Source organism: Lysinibacillus sp. FSL P2-0066 (assembly GCF_037969495.1).
In the GTDB taxonomy this organism is placed as follows: domain Bacteria; phylum Bacillota; class Bacilli; order Bacillales_A; family Planococcaceae; genus Lysinibacillus; species Lysinibacillus boronitolerans.
On sequence record NZ_CP150202.1, the window covers coordinates 984,673 to 1,007,219 of the forward strand.

The 22,547-nt window shown below is 37.2% G+C and carries 18 protein-coding genes; 11 read left to right on the top strand and 7 right to left on the bottom strand.

Annotated features, from left to right (window positions below):
- From MKZ14_RS04655 to opp4C, 4 genes are all read left to right on the top strand, one after another.
- Nucleotides 1–990, top strand: a complete 990-nt coding sequence (locus MKZ14_RS04655) for an oligopeptide/dipeptide ABC transporter ATP-binding protein (protein ID WP_016994267.1) — start codon at nt 1–3, stop codon at nt 988–990.
- A 53-nt stretch (nt 991–1,043) separates the two neighbouring features.
- Entirely contained in the window at nt 1,044–2,777 is a 1,734-nt protein-coding gene (opp4A, locus tag MKZ14_RS04660) for an oligopeptide ABC transporter substrate-binding protein (protein ID WP_036077165.1), read from the top strand.
- A gap of 82 nt (nt 2,778–2,859) precedes the next feature.
- Nucleotides 2,860–3,825, top strand: a complete 966-nt coding sequence (opp4B, locus tag MKZ14_RS04665) for an oligopeptide ABC transporter permease (protein WP_036077167.1) — start codon at nt 2,860–2,862, stop codon at nt 3,823–3,825.
- A 12-nt stretch (nt 3,826–3,837) separates the two neighbouring features.
- Entirely contained in the window at nt 3,838–4,746 is a 909-nt protein-coding gene (opp4C, locus tag MKZ14_RS04670) for an oligopeptide ABC transporter permease (RefSeq protein WP_036077169.1), read from the top strand.
- 522 nt (nt 4,747–5,268) lie between these two features.
- On the opposite strand, the gene MKZ14_RS04675 is transcribed toward opp4C, so the two are convergent.
- From MKZ14_RS04675 to MKZ14_RS04695, 5 genes are all read right to left on the bottom strand, one after another.
- Entirely contained in the window at nt 5,269–6,195 is a 927-nt protein-coding gene (locus tag MKZ14_RS04675; protein ID WP_016994275.1) for an ATP-binding cassette domain-containing protein, read from the bottom strand.
- Nucleotides 6,188–7,243: an ABC transporter ATP-binding protein gene (locus tag MKZ14_RS04680; RefSeq protein WP_036077171.1), complete on the bottom strand. Its 1,056-nt coding sequence runs from the start codon at nt 7,241–7,243 to the stop codon at nt 6,188–6,190. The genes MKZ14_RS04675 and MKZ14_RS04680 overlap by 8 nt, the downstream gene beginning before the upstream one ends.
- Nucleotides 7,244–7,256: 13 nt before the next feature.
- On the bottom strand, nt 7,257–8,177 hold the full coding sequence (locus tag MKZ14_RS04685; RefSeq protein WP_016994277.1) for an ABC transporter permease: 921 nt from the start codon (nt 8,175–8,177) through the stop codon (nt 7,257–7,259).
- On the bottom strand, nt 8,177–9,106 hold the full coding sequence (locus MKZ14_RS04690) for an ABC transporter permease (RefSeq protein ID WP_016994279.1): 930 nt from the start codon (nt 9,104–9,106) through the stop codon (nt 8,177–8,179). Before MKZ14_RS04690 ends, MKZ14_RS04685 begins: the two co-directional genes overlap by 1 nt.
- Nucleotides 9,107–9,245: 139 nt before the next feature.
- Nucleotides 9,246–10,910: a peptide ABC transporter substrate-binding protein gene (locus MKZ14_RS04695; protein ID WP_016994281.1), complete on the bottom strand. Its 1,665-nt coding sequence runs from the start codon at nt 10,908–10,910 to the stop codon at nt 9,246–9,248.
- 1,004 nt (nt 10,911–11,914) lie between these two features.
- Here MKZ14_RS04695 and MKZ14_RS04700 point away from each other — a divergent pair.
- Nucleotides 11,915–12,343, top strand: a complete 429-nt coding sequence (locus MKZ14_RS04700; RefSeq protein ID WP_333007006.1) for a hypothetical protein — start codon at nt 11,915–11,917, stop codon at nt 12,341–12,343.
- Nucleotides 12,283–13,245: an IS3 family transposase gene (locus MKZ14_RS04705; protein ID WP_339281000.1), complete on the top strand. Its 963-nt coding sequence runs from the start codon at nt 12,283–12,285 to the stop codon at nt 13,243–13,245. Before MKZ14_RS04700 ends, MKZ14_RS04705 begins: the two co-directional genes overlap by 61 nt.
- A 77-nt stretch (nt 13,246–13,322) precedes the next feature.
- Here MKZ14_RS04705 and MKZ14_RS04710 read toward each other — a convergent pair whose 3' ends face one another.
- Together MKZ14_RS04710 and MKZ14_RS04715 are read right to left on the bottom strand one after the other, a co-directional pair.
- Nucleotides 13,323–15,008 carry a HAMP domain-containing methyl-accepting chemotaxis protein gene (locus tag MKZ14_RS04710; RefSeq protein WP_016994284.1) on the bottom strand — a complete coding sequence of 562 codons (1,686 nt, stop codon included), beginning with the start codon at nt 15,006–15,008 and terminating at the stop codon, nt 13,323–13,325.
- A gap of 253 nt (nt 15,009–15,261) precedes the next feature.
- Nucleotides 15,262–16,959, bottom strand: a complete 1,698-nt coding sequence (locus MKZ14_RS04715) for an NFACT RNA binding domain-containing protein (RefSeq protein WP_333006749.1) — start codon at nt 16,957–16,959, stop codon at nt 15,262–15,264.
- Between the two features lie 260 nt (nt 16,960–17,219).
- Between MKZ14_RS04715 and MKZ14_RS04720 the strand changes: the two genes are divergently transcribed.
- The 5 genes from MKZ14_RS04720 (at nt 17,220) to priA (ending at nt 22,535) form a co-directional block, all read left to right on the top strand.
- Entirely contained in the window at nt 17,220–18,095 is an 876-nt protein-coding gene (locus MKZ14_RS04720) for a YicC/YloC family endoribonuclease (RefSeq protein WP_016993580.1), read from the top strand.
- Between the two features lie 43 nt (nt 18,096–18,138).
- Nucleotides 18,139–18,756 (top strand): guanylate kinase, encoded by a 618-nt coding sequence (gene gmk, locus MKZ14_RS04725; RefSeq protein WP_004227379.1) that lies wholly within the window; start codon nt 18,139–18,141, stop codon nt 18,754–18,756.
- Nucleotides 18,757–18,760: 4 nt separating this feature from the next.
- Complete coding sequence (gene rpoZ / locus MKZ14_RS04730; RefSeq protein WP_004227380.1) at nt 18,761–18,988, top strand: DNA-directed RNA polymerase subunit omega; 228 nt, start codon at nt 18,761–18,763, stop codon at nt 18,986–18,988.
- A 134-nt stretch (nt 18,989–19,122) separates the two neighbouring features.
- Nucleotides 19,123–20,127: a bifunctional phosphopantothenoylcysteine decarboxylase/phosphopantothenate--cysteine ligase CoaBC gene (gene coaBC / locus MKZ14_RS04735; RefSeq protein ID WP_333006750.1), complete on the top strand. Its 1,005-nt coding sequence runs from the start codon at nt 19,123–19,125 to the stop codon at nt 20,125–20,127.
- A complete protein-coding gene (gene priA, locus MKZ14_RS04740; protein ID WP_333006751.1) occupies nt 20,124–22,535 on the top strand; it encodes a primosomal protein N' in 2,412 nt (803 codons plus the stop codon). The genes coaBC and priA overlap by 4 nt, the downstream gene beginning before the upstream one ends.
- The last annotated feature ends 12 nt before the right edge of the window (nt 22,536–22,547 follow it).

The window sequence follows — 22,547 nt, forward strand, 5'->3', positions numbered from 1 at the left end:
ATGAATGAAACAATCGTAAAACAAGAAAAGAATAACTTATTAGAAATTATTGATTTAAAGACATATTACCCAATCAAAGGTGGCTTTTTAAGGCATACTGTCGGTCATGTGAAAGCAGTGGATAATATTTCTTTTACCATTAAAAATGGCGAGACATTAGGGCTAGTGGGAGAATCGGGTTGTGGAAAATCGACAACTGGACGCACAATTTTAAGATTATTAGACGCAACGGATGGAAAAATTATCTTTGATGGTAAAGATATTACAAACCTGAGAGGGAAATCTTTAAGGGATATACGAAAAGATATTCAGATGGTATTCCAAGATCCATACGCCTCATTAAACCCGATGCAAATGGTAGGGAGCATTGTTGCAGAGCCTATTATGAATTTCAGTAATAAATCATTGAAATCATTAAAAGGCGAGGTAATGGAGCTATTAAGAAAAGTAGGCTTACCTGAAGATGCCTATTATAAATATGCTCATGAGTTCTCAGGTGGTCAGCGCCAGCGTATTGGTATTGCTCGGGCACTAGCACTTAGACCAAAGCTTATTATAGCAGATGAGCCTGTTTCAGCCTTAGATGTATCAGTACAATCACAAGTTCTTAATTTATTAAAAGAACTACAGGATGAGTTTGATCTAACATTCCTGTTTATCGCACATGATTTAAGTGTGGTCAAGCATATGAGCGATCGAATTGGCGTGATGTATCTAGGAAATATTGTAGAAATAGCTGATAAGGAACATATTTACGATGAGCCATTACATCCTTATACACAAGCATTGATCTCTGCAATACCAGTGCCAGATCCGAGAAAGAAAAATAGTCGCATTGTTTTAGAGGGAGATATACCGAGTCCTGCTAATCCACCATCAGGCTGTCCATTCCATCCAAGATGTCCAAAGGCAATGGCCGAATGTTCATTATCTAAGCCAGCTTTAAAGGAGGTGAAGTCAGGGCATAGTGTTGCTTGTCATTTATATTAAAAACTAAAACGGAAAATAGTTATTGACAAAAATAAAATTACGGGGGGAAAAAAATGAAAAAATCAGCAATATGGTCATTTATGCTATTGCTAGTTATGGCATTATTTTTAGCTGCATGTAATAATGACGCATCAAAAACAGAGAAGGAAAATGAAAAGGATACAAGCGGGGATACAACGGCAACAACAGATAAACCTTCTACAGAGGGTGGAATCGTAACATTTGGTACAGATGTTGCACCTGAGGGCGTATATGATCCAGCTTATTCAGGTAGTATTGTAGATAGCTATATTCAAAATTTCACAACAGAAGGTATCTATGATGTAAATGATAACTTAGAATATGTTCCTAACTTAGCTTCTTGGGAAATTAGTGAAGATAAATTAACATATACATTTACATTCCAAAAGGGTGTAAAGTGGCATAATGGTGAAGAGTTAACAGTTGACGACTGGGTATTTGCATTAGAGACTCTAGCAGACCCTGATTATGCTGGACCTCGTTTTAATTATGCAGAAGGTATTAAAGGGGCAAAAGCTAAAAAAGAAGGCAAAGCTGATAAAATTGAAGGTATTGAAGTGGTAGATCCACATACAGTAAAAATTACTTTTGAACAAGTGAAAATTAATAATTTAGAACAACTTTGGCAGTATCCAATGCCGAAAAAACATTATGAAGGCATTGCGGTAAAAGATTTAGAGGAATCAAAACAGGTTCGTGAAAATCCTGTTGGCTTAGGGCCTTTTAAAGTGAAAAAGGTTGTAGATGGAGAATATTCTGAATTAGAGCGTTTTGATGATTACTGGAAGGGCAAACCACAGCTTGATGGTGTTATTGTAAAAGTAATCGACCCATCACTAGCAACTGGTGCATTCCAAAACGGAGAAATTGATATTATGGATATTAGACCACAATCCGTAAAAGAATTAGAAGCTTTAGGCAATGTACGTATTGAAGAAACTAATGGTGTGGGCTATTCATACATCGGACTTCGTTTTGGCCACCGTGATAAAGCGGCGTTAAAAAATGTGGCAGATTTTGATAAATTTAATGCAAAAGAATTACGTCAAGCATTATTATATGCAATTAACCGTCCAGCAATGATCGATGCTTTCTTAGAAGGAAAAGCAACAGTTGCCAATACTGTGATTCCAACTACTTTCTGGACTGCTGCACCAGAGTCAGAATTAAATCAATATGAATTCAACCCAGAAAAGGCAAAAGAGCTATTAGCAGCTGCTGGCTATGTTGATAAAGATGGTGATGGTTTTGTCGAAGATCCAAAGGGACAACCATTTAAAATTTCATTTGGACACTATGCAGGTTCAGCAGCATTTGAAGGACGTGCACAAGCAATTGTACAATCTTGGAATGATATTGGTGTAAAAACAGAATTAGCGACAGGTAGTTTAATTGAGTTTAACTTATATAATGATATGAAAGACAATGATGATGCAGCATTAGAAGCATTCTTTGGTGCTTGGAGTATGGGTTCTGATCCAGATCCATCAGGATTATGGGGCAATGATGCAGAGTGGAACTATGGTCGTTGGGTAGATCCGAAAAACCAAGAATTATTAGATAAAGGCTTAAGTGAAGAAGCATTTGACAAAGACAAACGTATGGCAACATATGTTGAATGGCAAAAATACTTCAACGAAGAATTACCTGCACTTCCTTTATGGGAAAACTTAGATTTATATGGTATAAATAATCGTTTACAAGGTGTTCATGTTAACGCTGTTGGCTTCCAAACGGATGTTTATAAATGGCATATTAAAGAATAAGCTTTTCTGTATTTTAATTCTTGCTAACTAAGTCCTTAAAAAGAGGACTTAGTTAGTAAATTTGTAGATAAGGAGACGTTACATGCTTCAATATACACTTCGACGATTACTTGGCATGATCCCATTGTTACTCCTTATTTCGTTGGTGGTATTCTTTTTAGCGAAAATGATGCCAGGAGATGCATTTGCTGGTGAAATTGATCCTTCTAATACGAATCCACAATACATCGAAGAAATGAGAGAAAAATTAGGTTATAACGATCCTATTATCCAGCAATATGGTAGATGGATTGTTAATTTTATGCAAGGGGATTTTGGTAAATCAACTGTTTATAAAAAACCAGCAGTAGAAATTATTGCGCAGCGTATACCTAATACCATATTTTTAGCTCTAACATCGTTAATTTTTACCTACATATTTGCATTTATTATGGGCATGTATGCTGGTAGAAAACCCTATACACTTGGGGACAATTTGATTGCAACGTATAATTATCTAGCTTTAGCCATTCCATCATTTGTTGCGGGAATTGTAGCTATTTACTTTTTCTCGTTCAAGTTAGGTTGGTTCCCATTTAACGGTTCTGTGGGCGTTGGGCTAGAGCCTGGAAATTTGGACTACTATATAAGTAGATTTCACCATGTTTTACTACCTGCGCTTATATTAGGATTAATGGGAACAGCATCCTATACACAATTTTTGCGAAATGACATTATTGAAAATAGTAGAAAAGATTTTGTAAGAACTGCAAGAGCAAAGGGAACAAAAGAATCGAAAATTTATAACAAACATATTTTACGAAATTCTATTATTCCTCTTATTACATTCCTTGGGTTTGATATTGCGACATTAATTAGTGGTGCGGTAATAACAGAAACAATCTTTACTTATCCTGGAATAGGTGCTCTCTTCCTTGAATCTGTTGGAAGAAGGGATTATGCAGTCATGATGTCGATCACAATGTTACTTTCGTTTTTAACACTTTTTGGGAATTTAGTAGCGGATTTATTATATGGTGTAGTAGATCCACGTATTAGATTGGATTAAGGAGGGGGAAATATGACATTGGTAACAGATCAAGAAGTTTTAACGCCAAAATCGCCAAAGAAAAGCCCCTCGCCATGGGTAATTGCGAGACGAAAGTTCTTTAAAAATAAACTAGCCTTGATTAGCCTTATATTTCTACTGTTCGTTATTATCTTATCGTTTTTAGCACCATATATTACAACGAAAGATATTGTTCGAGTTGATTTTACCCAAATAAGTAAACCACCATCTAGTGAAAACTGGTTAGGAACAGATACAAATGGTCGAGATGTGTTTACAAGAATGCTCTATGCTGGTCGATCGTCCTTAACAGTAGGATTAAGCTGTATGTTCTTTATTGTTTTAATTGGAACTACAGTCGGTGCCATTTCAGGGTACTTTGGCGGAAAAATAGATCAAATACTCATGAGATTTACAGATTTTATCTTAATGTTTCCATTTATGATTTTTGTCATTGTTTTAAATCAAATTCTAATTGGAAAAGTATCTGGTCTATGGACTTTGATTTTTGTTATCTCGCTGTTAATGTGGGGATCTGTTGCAAGGATTGTACGAAGTAGGGTGCTTGCTGAAAAGGAAAATGAGTATATATTAGCAGCTCAATCAATTGGCTGTAAATCATCAAAGATCATTATCAGGCATTTACTACCTAATGTTGCTTCGACGATTATTGTACAAGCAACGTTGCTGATGGCTGTAACAATCGTTGCTGAATCGGGTTTAAGCTTTTTAGGGTTGGGTGTACCAGCAGATACACCAAGTTGGGGAAATATGCTGTCCGAAGCTAGAAACTCAGAGGTATTAAAGGAGAAGCTTTGGATGTGGGTGCCTCCTGCGACAGCTATTACACTAGTAATTTTGTCCATTAATTTTATCGGAGAAGGATTAAAGGATGCATTAAATCCAAAATCTAGAAGGTAATCATAAAATGGATATCTAATATGTAACAAGAAAATAGGGCACCTTTAAATGTAAAAGTAATCACATTTAAAGGTGCCGAATTTTATAAAGGATAATCGTTTAATACATAGTAATATTGATTGTCATTACAAAATAGAGACTTGAAAAGAATGTTTTGAGAGCAACTATTATGGTCTAATCACACAAGGCTTTGGACTGTGGCATGGACCTGGATAGGCAGATGCTGTAGAAGAACCAACACTAATTAATAAGATTGTAAAACAACATGTAGCAAGAAGAAGTTTCATACTTTTTTTCATTGGAATACACTCCTTTATTTGTGTTAACTCAATCATAATATATTCCCTAAATTATTTAAACTAATTTTACAAAAATGGTATTTATTAACTATATTTGAAAGAGTGAGGGGAATTATAGTCGTAAGTTTAGTTAGGTTTACACTGATGGGGATATTGGGTAATAAAGAAGTAAATTAAAAAACTCCCATCACAGTAGTTATACTGTCGACAGGAGTTATAGGCTTTATCGATTAGCAACCCAAGTTTTTACTAGATCAGCAGTACCATAAACATAATGCTGGTCACCAACTTCATGGTAAGTTGCACTTTCGTCAACCTCTGTATGCTTGTACTGAATACGTTGACGGCGCTTCTCTGACATTGGATCAGGAAGTGGGATAGCTGATAGTAAAGATTTTGTATACGGATGAACAGGGTGATTGTAGATATCATCTGCCTTACCGATTTCCATGATTTTACCACGGTACATTACAGCAATACGGTCACTGATGTATTTTACCATAGATAAGTCATGGGCAATGAAAAGATAGGTTAAGCCACGTTCTTTTTGTAGTTGTTTTAGTAAGTTAACAACTTGGGCTTGAATGGATACGTCTAGCGCAGAGATTGGCTCATCGGCAATGATAAACTTAGGATCTAAGCTTAATGCACGGGCAATCCCAATACGTTGACGTTGACCACCTGAGAATTCGTGTGCGTAACGATTCGCGTGCTCTTTGTTTAAACCAACAGCTTCAAGTAACTCTTGGATTTTCGCACGACGTTCCTTTTTATCCTTGTATAGGCCATGAATATCAAAGGCTTCACCAATGATCTCCCCAGCTGTCATACGAGGGTTTAAAGAAGCATAAGGATCTTGGAAAATCATTTGCATTTGACGGTTAAATTTCTTTAACTCATTTTTTGATTTTTTTCCATGGACATTTTCACCATCGAAAACAATCTCACCGCCTGTAATATCATATAATCGAATGATTGAACGACCAGTTGTTGACTTACCACAACCAGATTCACCCACAAGACCAAGTGTTTCACCTTCGTAAACATCGAAGCTGATACCATCTACAGCTTTGATAGGATTACTTGGCGAACCAAAATGCTGCTTTAAATTTTTGATTTCAAGAATTTTTTTCGCACCAGTTTTAGTCATTTTCTTGTGCCTCCTTTGCTAAATACCCTTCAATACGTTTAGCAACCGCATCTGGAAGAGGAATCTTTGGTGCATCAGGATGCAACAACCAAGTCTTTGCAAAATGAGTTTCACTTACTTGGAACATTGGTGGCTCTTGTTCATAATCAATCGCCATAGCATACTCGTTACGAGCTGCAAATGCATCACCCTTAGGTGGATTCGTAAGATCCGGCGGTGAGCCTGGAATCGTACGTAATAGCTCATCAGTATCATTATCTAAATCAGGCATTGAACCAAGTAGACCCCATGTGTAAGGATGCTTTGGATTATAGAAAATATCATTTACAGTACCGTATTCTACGATTTGGCCAGCGTACATTACTGCTACACGGTCAGCGATATTCGCCACTACACCTAAATCGTGTGTAATGAAAATGATAGATGTTTTCGAGTTTTTCTGAATTTCTTTCATTAATTCTAAAATTTGCGCTTGAATTGTTACGTCTAGAGCTGTTGTTGGCTCATCGGCAATTAGTAGCTTAGGATCAGCTGCAAGGGCAATGGCAATAACAACACGTTGACGCATACCACCTGAAAACTCATGTGGGTATTGGTTATAGCGTTTTTCAGGGAAGGGGATACCTACCTGTGTTAAAAGCTCAATCGCACGTTTTTTTGCTTCGTCTTTAGAAACTTTTTTGTGTTGCAAAATTACTTCAGTTATTTGACGTCCGACCTTCATCGTTGGATTCAAACTTGTCATTGGATCTTGGAAAATCATAGCAATTTCATTTCCGCGTACTTTAGACATTTCTTTATCAGTTAATGGAACTAAATCACGGCCATTGAATAAAATTTGTCCTGACTCATAAATACCAGGTGGCTGGGGAATTAGTTTCATTAGCGCATTACTCGTAACACTTTTACCAGAACCAGATTCACCTACTATAGCGAGTGTTTCACCCTCCTTTAAATCAAAGTTAACACCACGTACAGCACGGACAAGCCCTGCATAAGTTTTAAAATTAATTCTTAAATCTTTTACTTCTAGAATTTTTTTACTCATTTCGGCCACCTCCTTATTTACGTAGTTTTGGATCTAGAGCATCACGTAAGCCGTCACCAACTGCGTTAAACGCAAAGATTGTTAGTGAAATAAATACTGCTGGGAAAATCAAACGCCATGGAGCATTGGCAATGGCTTTATTTCCTTCAGAGGCCATTGTACCCCAAGAAGCTGTTGGAGCAGGAACCCCAAGACCTAGGTAACTTAGGAATGATTCAGTGAAAATAGCAGATGGAATTGTTAACGTCATCGTTACTAAAATTGCACCAAGAGCATTCGGAACTAAATGTTTAATGATTAAATGGCCTGTACTAGCACCTAATGTACGAGCAGCAAGAACATATTCTTGGTTTTTAATAGATAATACTTCCCCACGAACGATACGTGCCATGTTTATCCATCCAGTGATAGAAAGGGCAATAATCATTGGGATTAAACCAGGTTGCATAACAACTAATAGTACGATTACAACTAATAGATAAGGTACTGCTGTTAAAACGTCTGCAATACGCATCATGATGTTATCGACACGACCACCTGCTAAACCAGAAATACTTCCCCAAATAACACCGATAATTAAGTCAATAATCGCTGCAGCAATTCCGATAAATAGGGAAATACGAGCGCCTTCCCAAATACGAACGAAAATATCACGACCAAGATCATCCGTTCCAAACCAAAATTGAGCAGATGGTGGTGCATTGTAAACACCTAGCTGATCACTTGCTTTGTATTGAGAAAAAATTGGTACAAACGTAGCCATTAAAATAACAATGATTAAAATAATTATCCCAATGATGGCCATTTTGTTATGAGAGAAACGGAGAAATACTTCTTTCCAAAAGGAGACTGATTTATCAGCTAATTTTTCCGTTGCTTCATGATTTCCACCAACAATTTTAAACTTATCTTTTTCAATTTGTTGCTGTGTCATTATTTTTTCGCTCCTTTCAGTTTAATACGCGGATCAATCACACTATAAAGAATATCAACGATTAATACCGCAAATAAAAGGATGATAGAGTAGAACACTGTCGTACCCATAATGACTGTATAGTCACGGTTTGTAATACTTTGAACGAAGTGTTTACCAAGTCCAGGAATAGCGAAAATTTGCTCAACAATGAAACTACCTGTTACAACACCAGCTGTTAATGGACCAAGGTATGTTACGACTGGTAGAAGGGCATTTCGTAAAGTATGTCGGAATACGATCGTCCATTTTCCTATCCCTTTTGCACGAGCCATTTTTACATAGTCACTATTGTTTTGCTCAAGCATACTTGAACGTGTTAACTTTGCGATAAAGCCCATGTGTGAGAAAGCGATTGCAAAGGCAGGTAATATACTATAAACAAAGCCTTTCCATCCACTAATTGGGAACCAACCTAACTTATAGGCTAAGAAATACTGCATTAAACCAGCTAAGATAAATGAAGGTACTGATATAAATAGCACCGCAAAGGACGTTGCCAAATAATCCGGGAACTTATTATGATATAGCGCGGAAACTACGCCAATTAAAATACCCAATCCAACTGCAAGTAGCATAGCCTCAATCCCTAATGTTAAAGAAACAGGGAAACTTTCAGAAATCATATCATTTGTAGAACGCGCTTTATATTTCATTGACTCACCGAAATTGAAAGTGGCCGTATCGATTAAATAATCTTTATATTGTATATACCAAGGGTTATTTAATCCATACGTTTCGTTTAACTTCTCCTCGATTTGAGGTGGGAAATTACGTTCACTCGCGAAAGGACTACCAGGAGCGAGACGCATTAAGAAAAACGTAACCGTTACGATGACGAAAAGCGCGAGAAGTATATACATCAGCCTTTTCAAAATATATTTAATCACATAAAACTCCTCCTTCTATTTGTCAATTTTCAGACAAATAAATGCCTTCGTATTTTAAAAAGAGCTGACTCGCGCCGTAGTGGCTACGAGGCAGCTCTTGCTGTAGAGCTAAAAAAGCAAGATAAAATAATATAAATAATTATTTTTCTTCTACTACAACCTCTTTAAGTGGAATGTTACCAAGAACATCTGCATGCATGTTTTTCACGTTATCTTGTACTACAGAAAGGTTAGTGTAGTAGTAGATAGGTGCAACAGGTAAATCAGTCATGATAACTGACTCTGCTTGTTTTAAAAGCTCAAGACGTTTAGCAGGATCAGTTTCTAGGTTAGATTGATCTAATAACTTTTTATATTCTGGGTTTTCCCAACCAGTATCGTTGTTACCGTTTGCAGCAGTATCATAGATTTCTAAGAATGTATAAGCATCATTATAGTCACCAGTCCAGCCTAGACGTCCAGCTTGGTAGTCTAATTGATTAAGTTTCTCTAGGTAAACTTGCCATTCAGAGTTATCAAGACCTACCTTAATACCAAGGTTTTTCGTCCAGCCCTCTTGAATAAATTGAGCGATAGCAGCATGTGCTTCACTAGTATTGAATGAAATGTTTACAGTGATTTCAGATGGATCTTTAATACCAAGTTCTTTCATACCAGCTTCAAGTGCAGCTTTTGCACCTTCAATATCGTTATCTTTGAAGTAACCACGGTCTTCTTCAAAACCACTAACTGCGATTGGCACCATACCTAATGCAGGTTTTTGCTCACCTTTAGTAATATTGTCAATTAAACCTTGACGATCGATTGCTAGAGTTAACGCTTTACGAATGTTAGCGTTTCCAGTAAATTTATCTTTTGTATTTAGTTTATAGACATATACAGAAGCTTGGTCAGCAATATTTAATGAACCATCAGCTTTAAATCCTTCAATTGAATCAAGTGCAACAGATTGGTATGGAGCACCAAGATAGTCAATTTCGCCAGCTTTAAACATTGTAGCAGCAGTTGTTTCAGATTCAACCATACCGATATTAATTGTCTCTAAAGAAACTTTATCTGCATCCCAGTATTCTGGGTTTTTCTTTAATACGATTGCGTCGTTGTGTCTCCATTCATTTAAAGTGAATGGTCCGTTTGTTACATAGTCATCACCAGCATCAGTGTACCACTCATCATTACCTTCAATTGCTTTTTGATTTAACGGAGCATATGTTTTGAATGCTGTTAATTCTAAGAAGTAAGGTGTTGGGTTTTCTAACGTTACGACTAATGTTTTGTCATCTTCTGCTTTAACACCTACGTCATCAGCAGAACCTTCACCGTTGTTATACGCTGCAGCACCTTTAATTGGGTAAAAAATAGAAGCATACTCTGAAAGATTATCTGGGTTTAGTGCCCATTTCCATGCATATTCAAAGTCCTTTGCCGTTACTGGATCTCCATTTGACCATTTATTATCACGGATTGTGAATGTGTAAGTTTTTTGGTCTTCGCTAATTGTCCAGTCAGAAGCAGCAGCAGCAACTGGTTTTGAATCTGCATCTAGCGTTGTTAAATTTTCAAATATGTTTGTAAGAATAGCACTAGAAGTTGTATCAGTTGCTAATCCTGGATGTAATGATGGTGGCTCAGAAGTTACTACTAAGTTTAGTTCACCACCTGATGAAGCAGTTTCAGATGAACCTGAATCTTTTCCATCGTCTTTTGATTTTTCAGACGAATCTCCGCCGAAGCCACATGCAGCAAGTACTAAAGAAAATACTGCAAGGACAGTTAGTAATAAAAACTTTTTGTTTTTATTCATGTGAATCCCCCTTATACAATTTTTAAGCCTTTTGTGAAGCTCCTATTTAATATACCAAAAAAATCATTGTGTACAAAATAAAAAAGATTCGAATTTATATAGTATTATCTGACATTTAGGAGAATAATAAATTTTTCCGATTTATCACACTAAAGAGGCAAAGTGTATATATAATAAGAATTTGATATTTACTTATTCTGAATATCAAAAATAAAGTAAAAATAAAAAAATGATTTACTATACGGAAAATTCCTATTTTTTTGATAATATTATCGATATTTGAAAAATGAATCTAAAGTCATAGATGTAATACCTTGAGGAATTTGTATAGATTTGTAGAAAATCTATGTAAAACTCAGTGAATTAGTTTCTTTTACAGGTAATTTCTTGTAATTTATGATCGCGAAACATGAATATTTTTATCTATTAATGATATATAAGAAACTTGTTTTGTATTTTTCTAAGATTATCCATTTGTAGGGAAGAAAAAGAAAAAAATGAGCATTTGTATGAAAAAAGGTACCCATACTAAGAAAAAAATGGATTTAGTGAGAAGCTAGTTTACGAGATTAAGTTTTATTGAAATAATTTTTGACCTAGATGTGTATACATGCATATATGCAGCTAGTCACTGTTTTATTCATCAGTCAAAAAATAAACGGAATGCTTCGTTTTGTCCTGTATTCTTCCAAAGAGAACCGTTTTAATAATATTGTTTTTTTGAGGATGTCATTTGTCTTACTGAAGAGGATTGATAATGCAAATAATTACTAAAAATCTGTTTATTCATCAAATGAAACCGTTATCAATAGCTATTCAGAAGGAAATTCTTCCACTATTCAAATGTGTTACATGAAAAAATATAAAAAAACAGTGCATCCACATGTGAACTGAACCCCGAATAGTGGACACTTAAAAAAAGTGGACCTATTCGGGGTTTTTCTATTTTCATCACCGAAAAATCCCGTTATACTGACCATACGATTGAAGAACAGGAGAACATCATGAGTAAAATTATTTTTAATGACCATCAACGTAGACAAATTGAAGAGAATCCAAACGTGGCGTCTGTTTCGGATCGCTCTATTCAATATACAGCGGACTTTAAATTAAAGGCTGTTCAAGAAAATCTAGCTGGAAAAGGTCCTGTCCAAATTTTTCAGGAGGCGGGTTTTGATTTAGAAATGATCGGAATTAAAAAAGCTCAAAGTTCATTGGGGCGTTGGAAGGCTACCTATAAAACACAAGGTGAACAAGGATTTCTAGAAGAGCGTCGAGGGAAAGGCAGCACAGGTCGCCCTCGTGCCGAAAAATTAGCAGCGGACAAAAAATTAGAGAAAGCCGAAGCACGTATTCGACTACTAGAAGCAGAATTAACGCTCCTAAAAAAGCTCGACGAAATGGAAAGGCAGGCGAAGAAGAAACGTTTCTAAAACCTCGAGAAAAATACCAAGCAATCAACGAAACGATTCGTATGTATCAACTCAAAAACATGACACGCTATTTATGTCAAGTAGCGAATGTCAGCCCAAGTGGTTACTATAAATGGCTTCAAAATACGCAAAAGGATGCACTACGTGAAGAATCGGATTATCAAGATTACTTACTATTAAAATCGATTTATGATCAAGCGAAAGGAAAGATTGGCTATCGTGGATTTTATATGGCGTTAGTGGATATATTAGACCAACCAATAAATCACAAAAAGATTCTTCGTCTGATGCGTAAATTCAATTTATACGCTAAAATTCGCCGTGCGAACCCATATCGCCACTTAGAAAAAGCAACAGAGGCACACCGCCGTATTCCGAATCATTTAAACCGTGAGTTCAACCAAGATGAGCCAGGAAAAGTATTCTTAACCGATATTACGTACTTACAATATAGAGGTGGTCAAACGGCCTATTTATCCTGTGTAAAAGATGTCGCGACACGAGAAATCGTTGCCTATGTGTTATCAACAACCCTTAAGATGTCCATTGTTTATGAGACGCTTGAACAATTAAACATTCATTTAGATGGAAACCTCCATCCAGAAGCCATCATTCATTCAGATCAAGGTTTCCATTATACACATCCGGAATTTCAGCAACTTGTGAAAGAAATGGGGCTGAAACAGTCGATGTCACGTCGTGGGAACTGCCTCGATAATGCGCCAATGGAATCGTTCTTTGGGCATTTTAAGGATGAGGTAGATTACAAGGAGGCAGAAAGTTTTGCGGAATTACATACACTTGTCGTAGACTATATGAATCATTACAACCATACAAGAAAGCAATGGACATTAAAAAAGATGACTCCGGCAAATTACCGAAGTCATCTGATCGCAGCTTAAGAACAACTAAATCCCTTTTTATTAAACTGTCTACAAAATAGGGTTCAGTTCAATGTATAAAATGCACTGTTTTTTATTTAAAGTTTAAATTGATTGATTTGATTCTGTAAATCTAAGGACTTTTCGCTTAGATCTGCGGCAACTTGGTTTACTTGCTGTACTGTTATAGACTGTTCTCTTGTTGCTGAAGCTACAATTTTTGTATTATCCGCGCTAGTTGAAGCACCATGAGCAATTTCTGCAACGGAGGCTGCAACCTGTTCAGCGCTAGCTGAAATTTCTTCAGAGGTAGCTGATATATCCTCTATCTGATCTGTCATCGTATTAATTGCTTTCACAATACCTTCAAAGGCTTGTCCTGCATGTCCGATGATTTTGACGCCTTCTGTGACAGAATGAAGTCCATCAAAGACAGCTTTTTCTACATTATGTGTATCCTGTTGAATATCTAGCGTTAAGGCAACGATTTGGTTGGCTGATTGTTTGGATTCCTCGGCTAACTTACGAACTTCATCTGCTACAACCGCAAATCCTTTACCATGCTCTCCAGCTCTAGCTGCTTCAATTGCTGCATTGAGTGCCAATAAATTCGTTTGATCGGTAATGGCAGTAATAACAGCAGTGATCTGACTTATCTCATCCGATTGCTTACTCAATTTTTGAACAAGATTATTAATCATTTGTGTTGATTCATGGATGACATTCATTTGTTGCTGAGCTTCTTCTACAGTCTCATTTCCATTTGTCGCTAATTCAGAAGTTGTTATAGCATTCTGATGGAGTTGTTGAGTTGCTTCAGCTATTCGTTGAACACCTACAGCCGTTTCATCCATTGCGTGTGCGCTTTCGTTAGCTGCTACTGTAGCTGTCACTGCAGCATCAGCTGTTTCATTAATCCGTATTGTTATTTCATCAGCAGTGGCAGTAATTTCTTCAGTTGAGGCAGAAAGTTCCTCTACTGAAGCTGTTAAATGCTCTGCATTGTCCTGTATATGCGTTAATAAACTTTTCAGATTTCCCTTCATGGCATTAAAAGCTACTGAAAGCTGACCAATTTCATCTTTTGATTGATGGGTAATATCTGGATGAATTAATTCACCATTAGCTACATGGTTTGCTGCCAGAACGATAAACTTTAAAGGGCGTGAGATTGTCCGTTGTATATAGAAAATAAGGAAAATACCTAGAGCGATACCAATGATGATTGCGATAATGGAAATAATTTGGGAATTAAATACAGCCTGTTTAGATTCTTTTGTCACAATATTTAGTTGTTCCTTTTGATAGCTTCCAATTTTATCGGATACCTCTTGTATACCTTTATTTGCTTGCTGTACTTCACCATTTACCTTTTGCAAAGCACCTTCTAGATTACCAGCTTCAAATAGAGCTATTGCTTCTGTTGCTGCCTTATTAAAAGTATCATTATAGGATTTTAATGTCTGTGCATATGTTTCCATTTCAGCTGAATTCGATTTTTCAATGATTTCTTCTACATGTGTGTCGAGCATACTTGCATATTTTGAGTAACTCTCTTTGTTAGCAGGTTTGTCTTCGATGATGATGGCACGAATGAAAAGACCTTGCATGGCCATTTCAAATTGAATATTATCTGCTAATTCTACAAGAGCAACATGTCCTTCTAATGCACTTTCAATCTTTTTTTCAATGTTAGAAAATAGCAGGAACATAATGAACAAGGAAATGATTAATGTGAGAATAATTGCAAAGAAACCAAAGCTTAATTTTTTACCTACAGACATATTGATACGCCCTTTCCTAAATGCTCTACAAAAATTTTTATACTTTAATTTAGCTTTTTAGAGTAGTAGAAGTCAATATTCGCTGAAGGAAACAGTGCAGATTATTCATATGTTTTTATAATGTTATTATAATAAGGAAGATTGTCTGTAATAATCAATCAAGATTAGGCTATTTTCATCGTTTTATAGTACGGATTACGTGTTCCCGTTATAAAAAAGAAGAAACCGATACAATTTGTATCGGTTTCTTCCTTTATGACTGTTTCTTTAACTGTAAAATGACTGCCTCATCAGGGTCAATATACAGTGTCTTTTGTTCAAAATAGATGACGAAACCTGGTTTGGCACCATTTGGTTTTTTGACCTGTCGTATTTCAGTATAATCTACTGGCACAGAAGAGGATTCTCGAGCCTTAGAAAAATAGGCGGCTAGTGTGGCAGCTTCTCGCAATGTCGTTTCATCTGGCTCACTTGAATGAATGACAACATGTGATCCAGGAATATCCTTTGTGTGTAACCAAATATCAGTCCGTTTTGCTAGTTTAAATGTTAGCATATCATTTTGTTTATTGTTTTTTCCAACAGAAATTGTTACTCCAGTTGAAGAAACATAGCGCTCAGGTTCAGGTTTTACTTGTTTTTTCTTTTTCTTTGCGTGACGTAGTTTTAGGTAACCTTGCTCTGCTAGCTCTTCACGAATTTCCTCAATATCCCCAGGAGAAGCCTGCTGAACTTGCTGTGCTAGCATTTCGAAGTAAGAAATTTCTTCAGTCGTTTTTTCTAGCTGCTCTTGAACCATAACCAATGCATTTTTTGCTTTTGTATATTTTGTATAATAGCTTTGGGCATTTTCAATCGGTGTTTTACGTTCACTTACTGGAATCGTTATTTCTTCGCCAGTTTCACTATAGTAATTTGTGACGGTAACTTCCTTGACTCCTTTTTCAAAGGCATAGATATTGGCCATTAATAGTTCACCATATAGTTGGAATTGATCGAGCTTAGAGGCACGTTCATAATCTTTTTTTAGCTTTTTGGTTTTTAAAGCTAGTTTGTCAATTTCATTTTGTAGCCAACGCTCTAAATCTCCAGCTTGCTGTTTCACACGATCTCGCTCCGCCCGTGCAAAGAATACACGATCAAGAAGCTCATGGACATTAGGATAATTTGTTATATCCCCATCATGCAAGTGCGTTAATTCGATAGGGGAGAAGTAAGTTTTATGATTGAAGAGTACGTACATAGGCTTCATTCCACCGTTTGCAAAGGATGTCATAAAATCCTTGAAGCATGCCAGGGGATTTGGTGCTGTTGTCATACGATATATTAATTCTTCCGCGTGAAGAGGTGAAAAACCAGCTAATTGTTGCACGATCTCTTTAGAGGTTTTGGCTTCAGCGAAAAATGCTGTTAGCTCTTCATCTGTCACTGTTAAAGGATTCCATTTGTTTTGTGTGGGTGGCACAATATATGGTTGACCTGGTAGCACAGTACGGAAGCTATTGACTGAAGGAGGCAAATGTTTTAGGCTGTCAATAATTTTACCCTGCTCTTGATCAATCAATAGTAGATTACTATGTCTACCCATAATTTCCGCATGTATTTCCCTTACGATAGGATCTCCAATTTCATTTTTACTTTCAATTTCTACTATTATAATGCGATCAAAATCACGCTGTTTTATAGAAGCAATAAAACCACCCTCTAAATGTTTACGCAAAAGCATGCAAAACATTGGGGGCTCTGCTGGATTTTCAATCGTGTGCTCAGTAAGGTGAACACGTGCATAAGAAGAGTGGATTGAAAACAGTAATTTATGATTCTTTCCGTTTGCACGCACATGTAAAATAACCTCTTGTGCATTAGGTTGATGTATTTTTGTAATCCGACCAGTGACCAGCTGTTGTAGGTCGGCAGTTATTGAATAAGTAAATAAGCCATCAAATGCCATATGAATTCCTCTTTCCAACGATATCAAGCATCTTGGTACTTTCGTATTTTTTCTTGTTGCATTTGCATTCACTCTTTTTTAGCTTCAGCTAATACACTTTCTGTATGTTTATCATAGCATTTTTTAGGTGAATATTAAAATATAGCTTCAATTGTGGTAGAATAAGCTTTTACTTTATCCAAATTTTTTTGGAGAGTCGTCATAATCGACAAAGCTTATGTTATAATAATCCCAGTATGCAAAGAAAGGTGTGACGAACCTTGGTGCGTAGTATGACTGGTTTTGGCAGAGGTGTCACAACAACTAGAGACTTTCAATTAACCGTGGAAATGCGCTCGGTCAACCATCGTTTTTTAGAAATTAACGCAAAATTTCCGAAAGAATGGCTTGAAGCAGAAATTTTTGCAAAGAAATTAATTTCTCAAGCTTTGTCACGCGGCAAAATTGATGTGATGGTATATGTGAAGGACTTAGAGAACGTAGAGCAATCTATCGAGATTAATTGGTCATTAATTGAAGCGTATCGTAAGGCAAAAGAGCAATTAGCAAGTAAAGTACCACTTGAAGAAAAATGGACGATGCAAGAGCTTTTATCGTTAGAGCAGGCACTTGTGCAGCAAAAGCCTCAGCTTACACCAGAGGATTTACTCAGCGCTGTTGAACAAGCAATTTCACAAGCGATTGAACAGCTCGTACAAATGCGTGAGCGTGAAGGGCAAGAATTGCAAGAGGTTGTTGTACAATATAAAGAACAGTTAATGGAGCAAGTCAATCAGATTCGTTTGTGTTCTTCTCTTGCTGTTGAAAAATATCGTACACGATTAATAGAGCGAATTACTGAAGTTGCAAATGGCACATTGCTAGAAGATCGTTTACTAGCGGAAGTAGCGATTTTTGCAGAGCGAGTAGACATCTCCGAAGAATTAGACAGATTAGATAGTCACTTCAACCAACTGGAGGAAACATTACTTGAAACAATTTCAGTTGGACGTAAATTGGACTTTTTAATGCAGGAAATACATCGCGAGATTAATACGATTGGTTCAAAAAATCAATCTACAGAAGCAGCGGTTGCTGTTGTTCAGGCGAAAACAATTTTAGAAAAGATGCGTGAGCAAGTGCAAAATATCGAATAACTTGCACGTGTCTGTTATAAATTAAGGGAGATATAGAGAATAAATGATAAAAGAACGTGGATTATTAATTGTTCTGTCTGGCCCCTCTGGTGTAGGTAAAGGGACAGTGCGAAAAGAATTATTTTCTCAGCCGAATACGAATTATGAGTATTCCATCTCGATGACAACACGAAATCCTCGCGAAGGTGAAGTAGATGGTGTAGACTATTTTTTCAAGACACGTCATGAATTTGAAGTGTTAATTGAACAAGGTGGCTTATTAGAGCATGCTGAATTTGTCGGTAACTATTATGGAACACCATTAGCATATGTCAATGAAACACTAGATGCGGGTCGTGATGTATTTTTAGAAATCGAAGTGCAGGGTGCAGCACAAATTCGTAAAAAAGCACCAGATGCCTTATTTATTTTCTTAGCCCCTCCAAGTTTAACGGAATTAAAAGATCGTTTAGTTGGACGTGGGACAGAAACAGAGGATATCATTGCCAAACGAATCGCTACTGCAAGTGAAGAGCTTGAAATGATGAGCTTGTATGATTATGTTGTGGAAAATGATGAAGTGACGAATGCCTGTGATCGTATAAATGCGATTATCAAAGCCGAGCATTGTCGCAGAGAACGTGTTGAAAAAAGATACTTGTCAATGTTGAGAGGAGAATAAAACAATGCTATACCCATCAGTAGACGCTTTAAAAAAAGAAATCGATTCAAAATATTCATTAGTGAGCCTTGCTTCTAAACGTGCTCGCCAAATGCAAGAAGAGCAAGACACGGAACGCTTGCACAAGTATGTTTCCCATAAATATGTAGGGAAAGCGCTTGAAGAAGTAGCGGCAGGTGTACTTACGAAAGTATCACAGGATGAGTCAACTGTGTATGAGGACGAAATCTAACATCATGTAAAGTGCTTTACTCTGTTTACATGCATGCTAGTCTAGTTAGCAGTAGATTTTGATTATACAGAATGCCGAAAGCTCCCAGGGAATCCTTCTTTGGGAGCTTATCATTTGAAAGGACGACACCTAGCATGAATAAAAATATTTTACTATGTGTTTCAGGCGGGATTGCCGTATATAAGGCTGTAGCACTCGTAAGCAAGCTCTCACAAGCAGGAGCTAATGTGAAAGTCATCATGACAGCCTCTGCTAGACGGTTTGTAAATCCATTAAGTTTTCAAGTGATGTCCAAAAATGATGTTTATTTTGACACATTTGATGAAAAAGATTCAAGTGTGATTGCTCATATAGACTTAGCAGACTGGGCTGATTTAATTTTAGTAGCGCCCGCTACGGCAAATATGATAGGCAAAATGGCCAATGGTATAGCAGATGATATGGTCTCAACAACCCTGCTTGCTACAACAGCACCTGTATGGATTGCACCAGCTATGAATGTACACATGTACGACCATCCAGCGGTAAAACGTAATTTGGATAGGCTATCAGCTGATGGCTATAAATTTATTGAGCCTTCAGAGGGATTTTTAGCATGTGGCTATATTGGGAAGGGACGTCTAGAGGAGCCAGAAAAAATCACTGCACTTGTTCAAGATTTTTTTTCGGGAAAAACAAAACGATTAACAGGAAAAACAGTCATAGTGACAGCAGGTGCTTTGCATGTACCGTTGGATGAGCAGCATGTAATTAGCCCAAAGGCGAATGGAGCCATAGGACAAGCTTTAGCACATGAAGCAAGAAAACTAGGCGCACATGTAATTCAAATAGAAAATAGTAATTTGTTTGATGTTATTCAGCAACTTGAAGCTTATAAAATTCAATATCCTGAGGCAATATTGATCCATGCAGCAAATGTACCGACTATGGAGGAAACACCGCTTATTTCGGTAGAAGGAATAAAAGCAATCACTTTTGGACAAAAAGTGCAAGGTACACCAATGCTTAACATACTTTCTGAGAGATGGATTGAATTTAGTGAAAAAGCGGAGCTTAATGGACAGTTTTTGGCTACCATTAACCCACAGTTTTTTGCTCAGACATTATGGTCTTATATTATAAAGGGTGAAGAGCAATGAGCTTTTTGATAGCAGAGGTCATTGTAGATGTCTCTACTTACCATGTAGACCGTCCATTTGACTATCGAGTACCTGGAGAATGGATGAATGTTATCGAATTAGGATGTCGTGTTAAAGTGCCATTTGGTCCAAGAAATGTCTTGGGTTTTGTCGTTGGATTAAAGGAAGAAACAGATGTCCCGTTGAATAAACTAAAGGCAATCACTCAAATTCTAGATATGGAGCCAGTCCTGACAGAAGAGATGCTACAAATGGCGAAGTGGTTGAAGAACGATACGATTTGCTATGAAATAGATGCCTTGCAAGTGATGTTACCATCTGCACTTCGAGCCAAGTATGAAAAAACGATTAAGTTACAACAAGGTCAACAATTGCCACTAGAGGCACAGGCTATATTCGGAAAGCGTCAACGAGCAAGTTTTAAAGAATTTGAGCGAGCTGGCTTACTACCCTTATTAAAGCAATTGGTTGCAGAAAACATTGTTACTATCGAAAATGTTGTGAAGCAGCAGGGGAATGTGAAGGAAATTCGAATGGTTCAAATAACAGCGGACCCACAACTTATTGAACGTGCTTCAGAGCAGTCATCCAGAGCAGTTAAACAACGGCTATTACTACAATGGATGTGCCAACACTTAGGAGAGGTTTTTTCTCCACAACAAATTTGTGACGAGGCAGGGGTCTCTATATCAGTATTAGAGGCAGTGATTGACAAAGGAGCTGCTCAATTTATTCAAGAGGAAGTCTTTCGTGATCCATTTACGAAGGAAGTTTCACGTACACAAGCCTTACAATTAACAGATGAGCAGCAGGTTGCGCTTCAAGCGATTACTACTGCTATGGACCAGCAAATAGCGCAAACCTTTTTATTACATGGTGTAACAGGAAGTGGCAAAACAGAGGTTTATTTGCAGGCCATTCAAAAGGTACTAGAAGAAGGAAAAGAAGCCATTATGCTCGTACCTGAAATCTCTTTAACTCCACAAATGACCGAACGATTCCGCAGTCGCTTTGGTGAGATGGTTGCTGTGATGCATAGTGGATTATCTGTAGGGGAGAAGTATGATGAATGGCGTAAAATCCAACAGGGTAAAGTGAAGGTCGTAGTTGGCGCTCGTTCAGCTATTTTTGCTCCCTTTACGAATATAGGGCTTATCATTTTGGATGAGGAACACGAATCAACTTATAAGCAAGAAGATTCACCGCGTTATCATGCAAGAGATGTAGCCATCTGGCGTAGTGAATATTATAAATGTCCTATTATTTTAGGAAGTGCGACACCAGCATTAGAGTCATTTGCAAGAGCTAAAAAGGGAGTGTATACGCTACTCTCATTAAAACACCGTGCTTTACATCAGGCTTTGCCGACTGTCTTTATTGCAGATATGCGTGAAGAGCTGAGACAAGGTAATCGTTCAATGTTTTCTCAAACACTGATTGAGGCAATCCGTACAAGACTTGAGAAAAATGAGCAAATGGTGCTGTTTTTAAATCGTCGTGGCTATTCTTCGTTTGTACTCTGTCGAGATTGTGGTACAGTCGTTCAATGTCCAAATTGTGATATTTCCTTAACCTATCATCGAACAACTGAAAAATTGAAATGTCATTATTGTGGATACGAGGAACATGTTCCTCAAATATGTCCGCAATGTCAAAGTGATCATATTCGTTATTTTGGTACTGGTACACAAAAGGTGGAAGAGGAACTGTATAAATTGTTTCCTGAGGCAAGAGTAATACGTATGGATGTAGATACTACGAAGCATAAAGGGGCCCACGAAGAAATATTGGAGACTTTTGGGGCAGGGCGAGCGGATATTTTGCTGGGTACTCAAATGATCGCAAAGGGCTTGGATTTTCCAAATATAACACTAGTCGGTGTACTTAGTGCCGATACATCCCTACATTTACCTGATTACCGTGCAGCAGAGCGGACCTTTCAGCTATTAACACAGGTAAGTGGCAGGGCTGGGAGACATGACAAGCCAGGGGAAGTCATCATTCAAACGTATACACCTGAGCATTACGCAATTGAATTAGCTAAAACTCAGGATTATGAGCCATTTTATGAACGAGAAATGTTTTTACGTCGCCGATCCAACTATCCACCTTATTATTTTGTAGCTCTTATTCAATTATCCCATGAAGATGTCATGATGGCTGCTGAATATGCTGGTCGAGTGGCTGATTGGTTACGAGGAAACTTATCGAATCAAGTAGCAATTATAGGACCAACAACTGCGAGTATTGCTCGTCTCCAAAATAGATATCGTTATCAATGTTTGATAAAATATAAAATTGAACCAAATCTAATTCCAGTGTTACAACGTCTACTTGCCATGTATAGAGCAGAGTGGGTTAAACAAGGAATATTAATGACCGTAGATTTAGATCCGTCTACTATATAGTTAGCGTGTAAT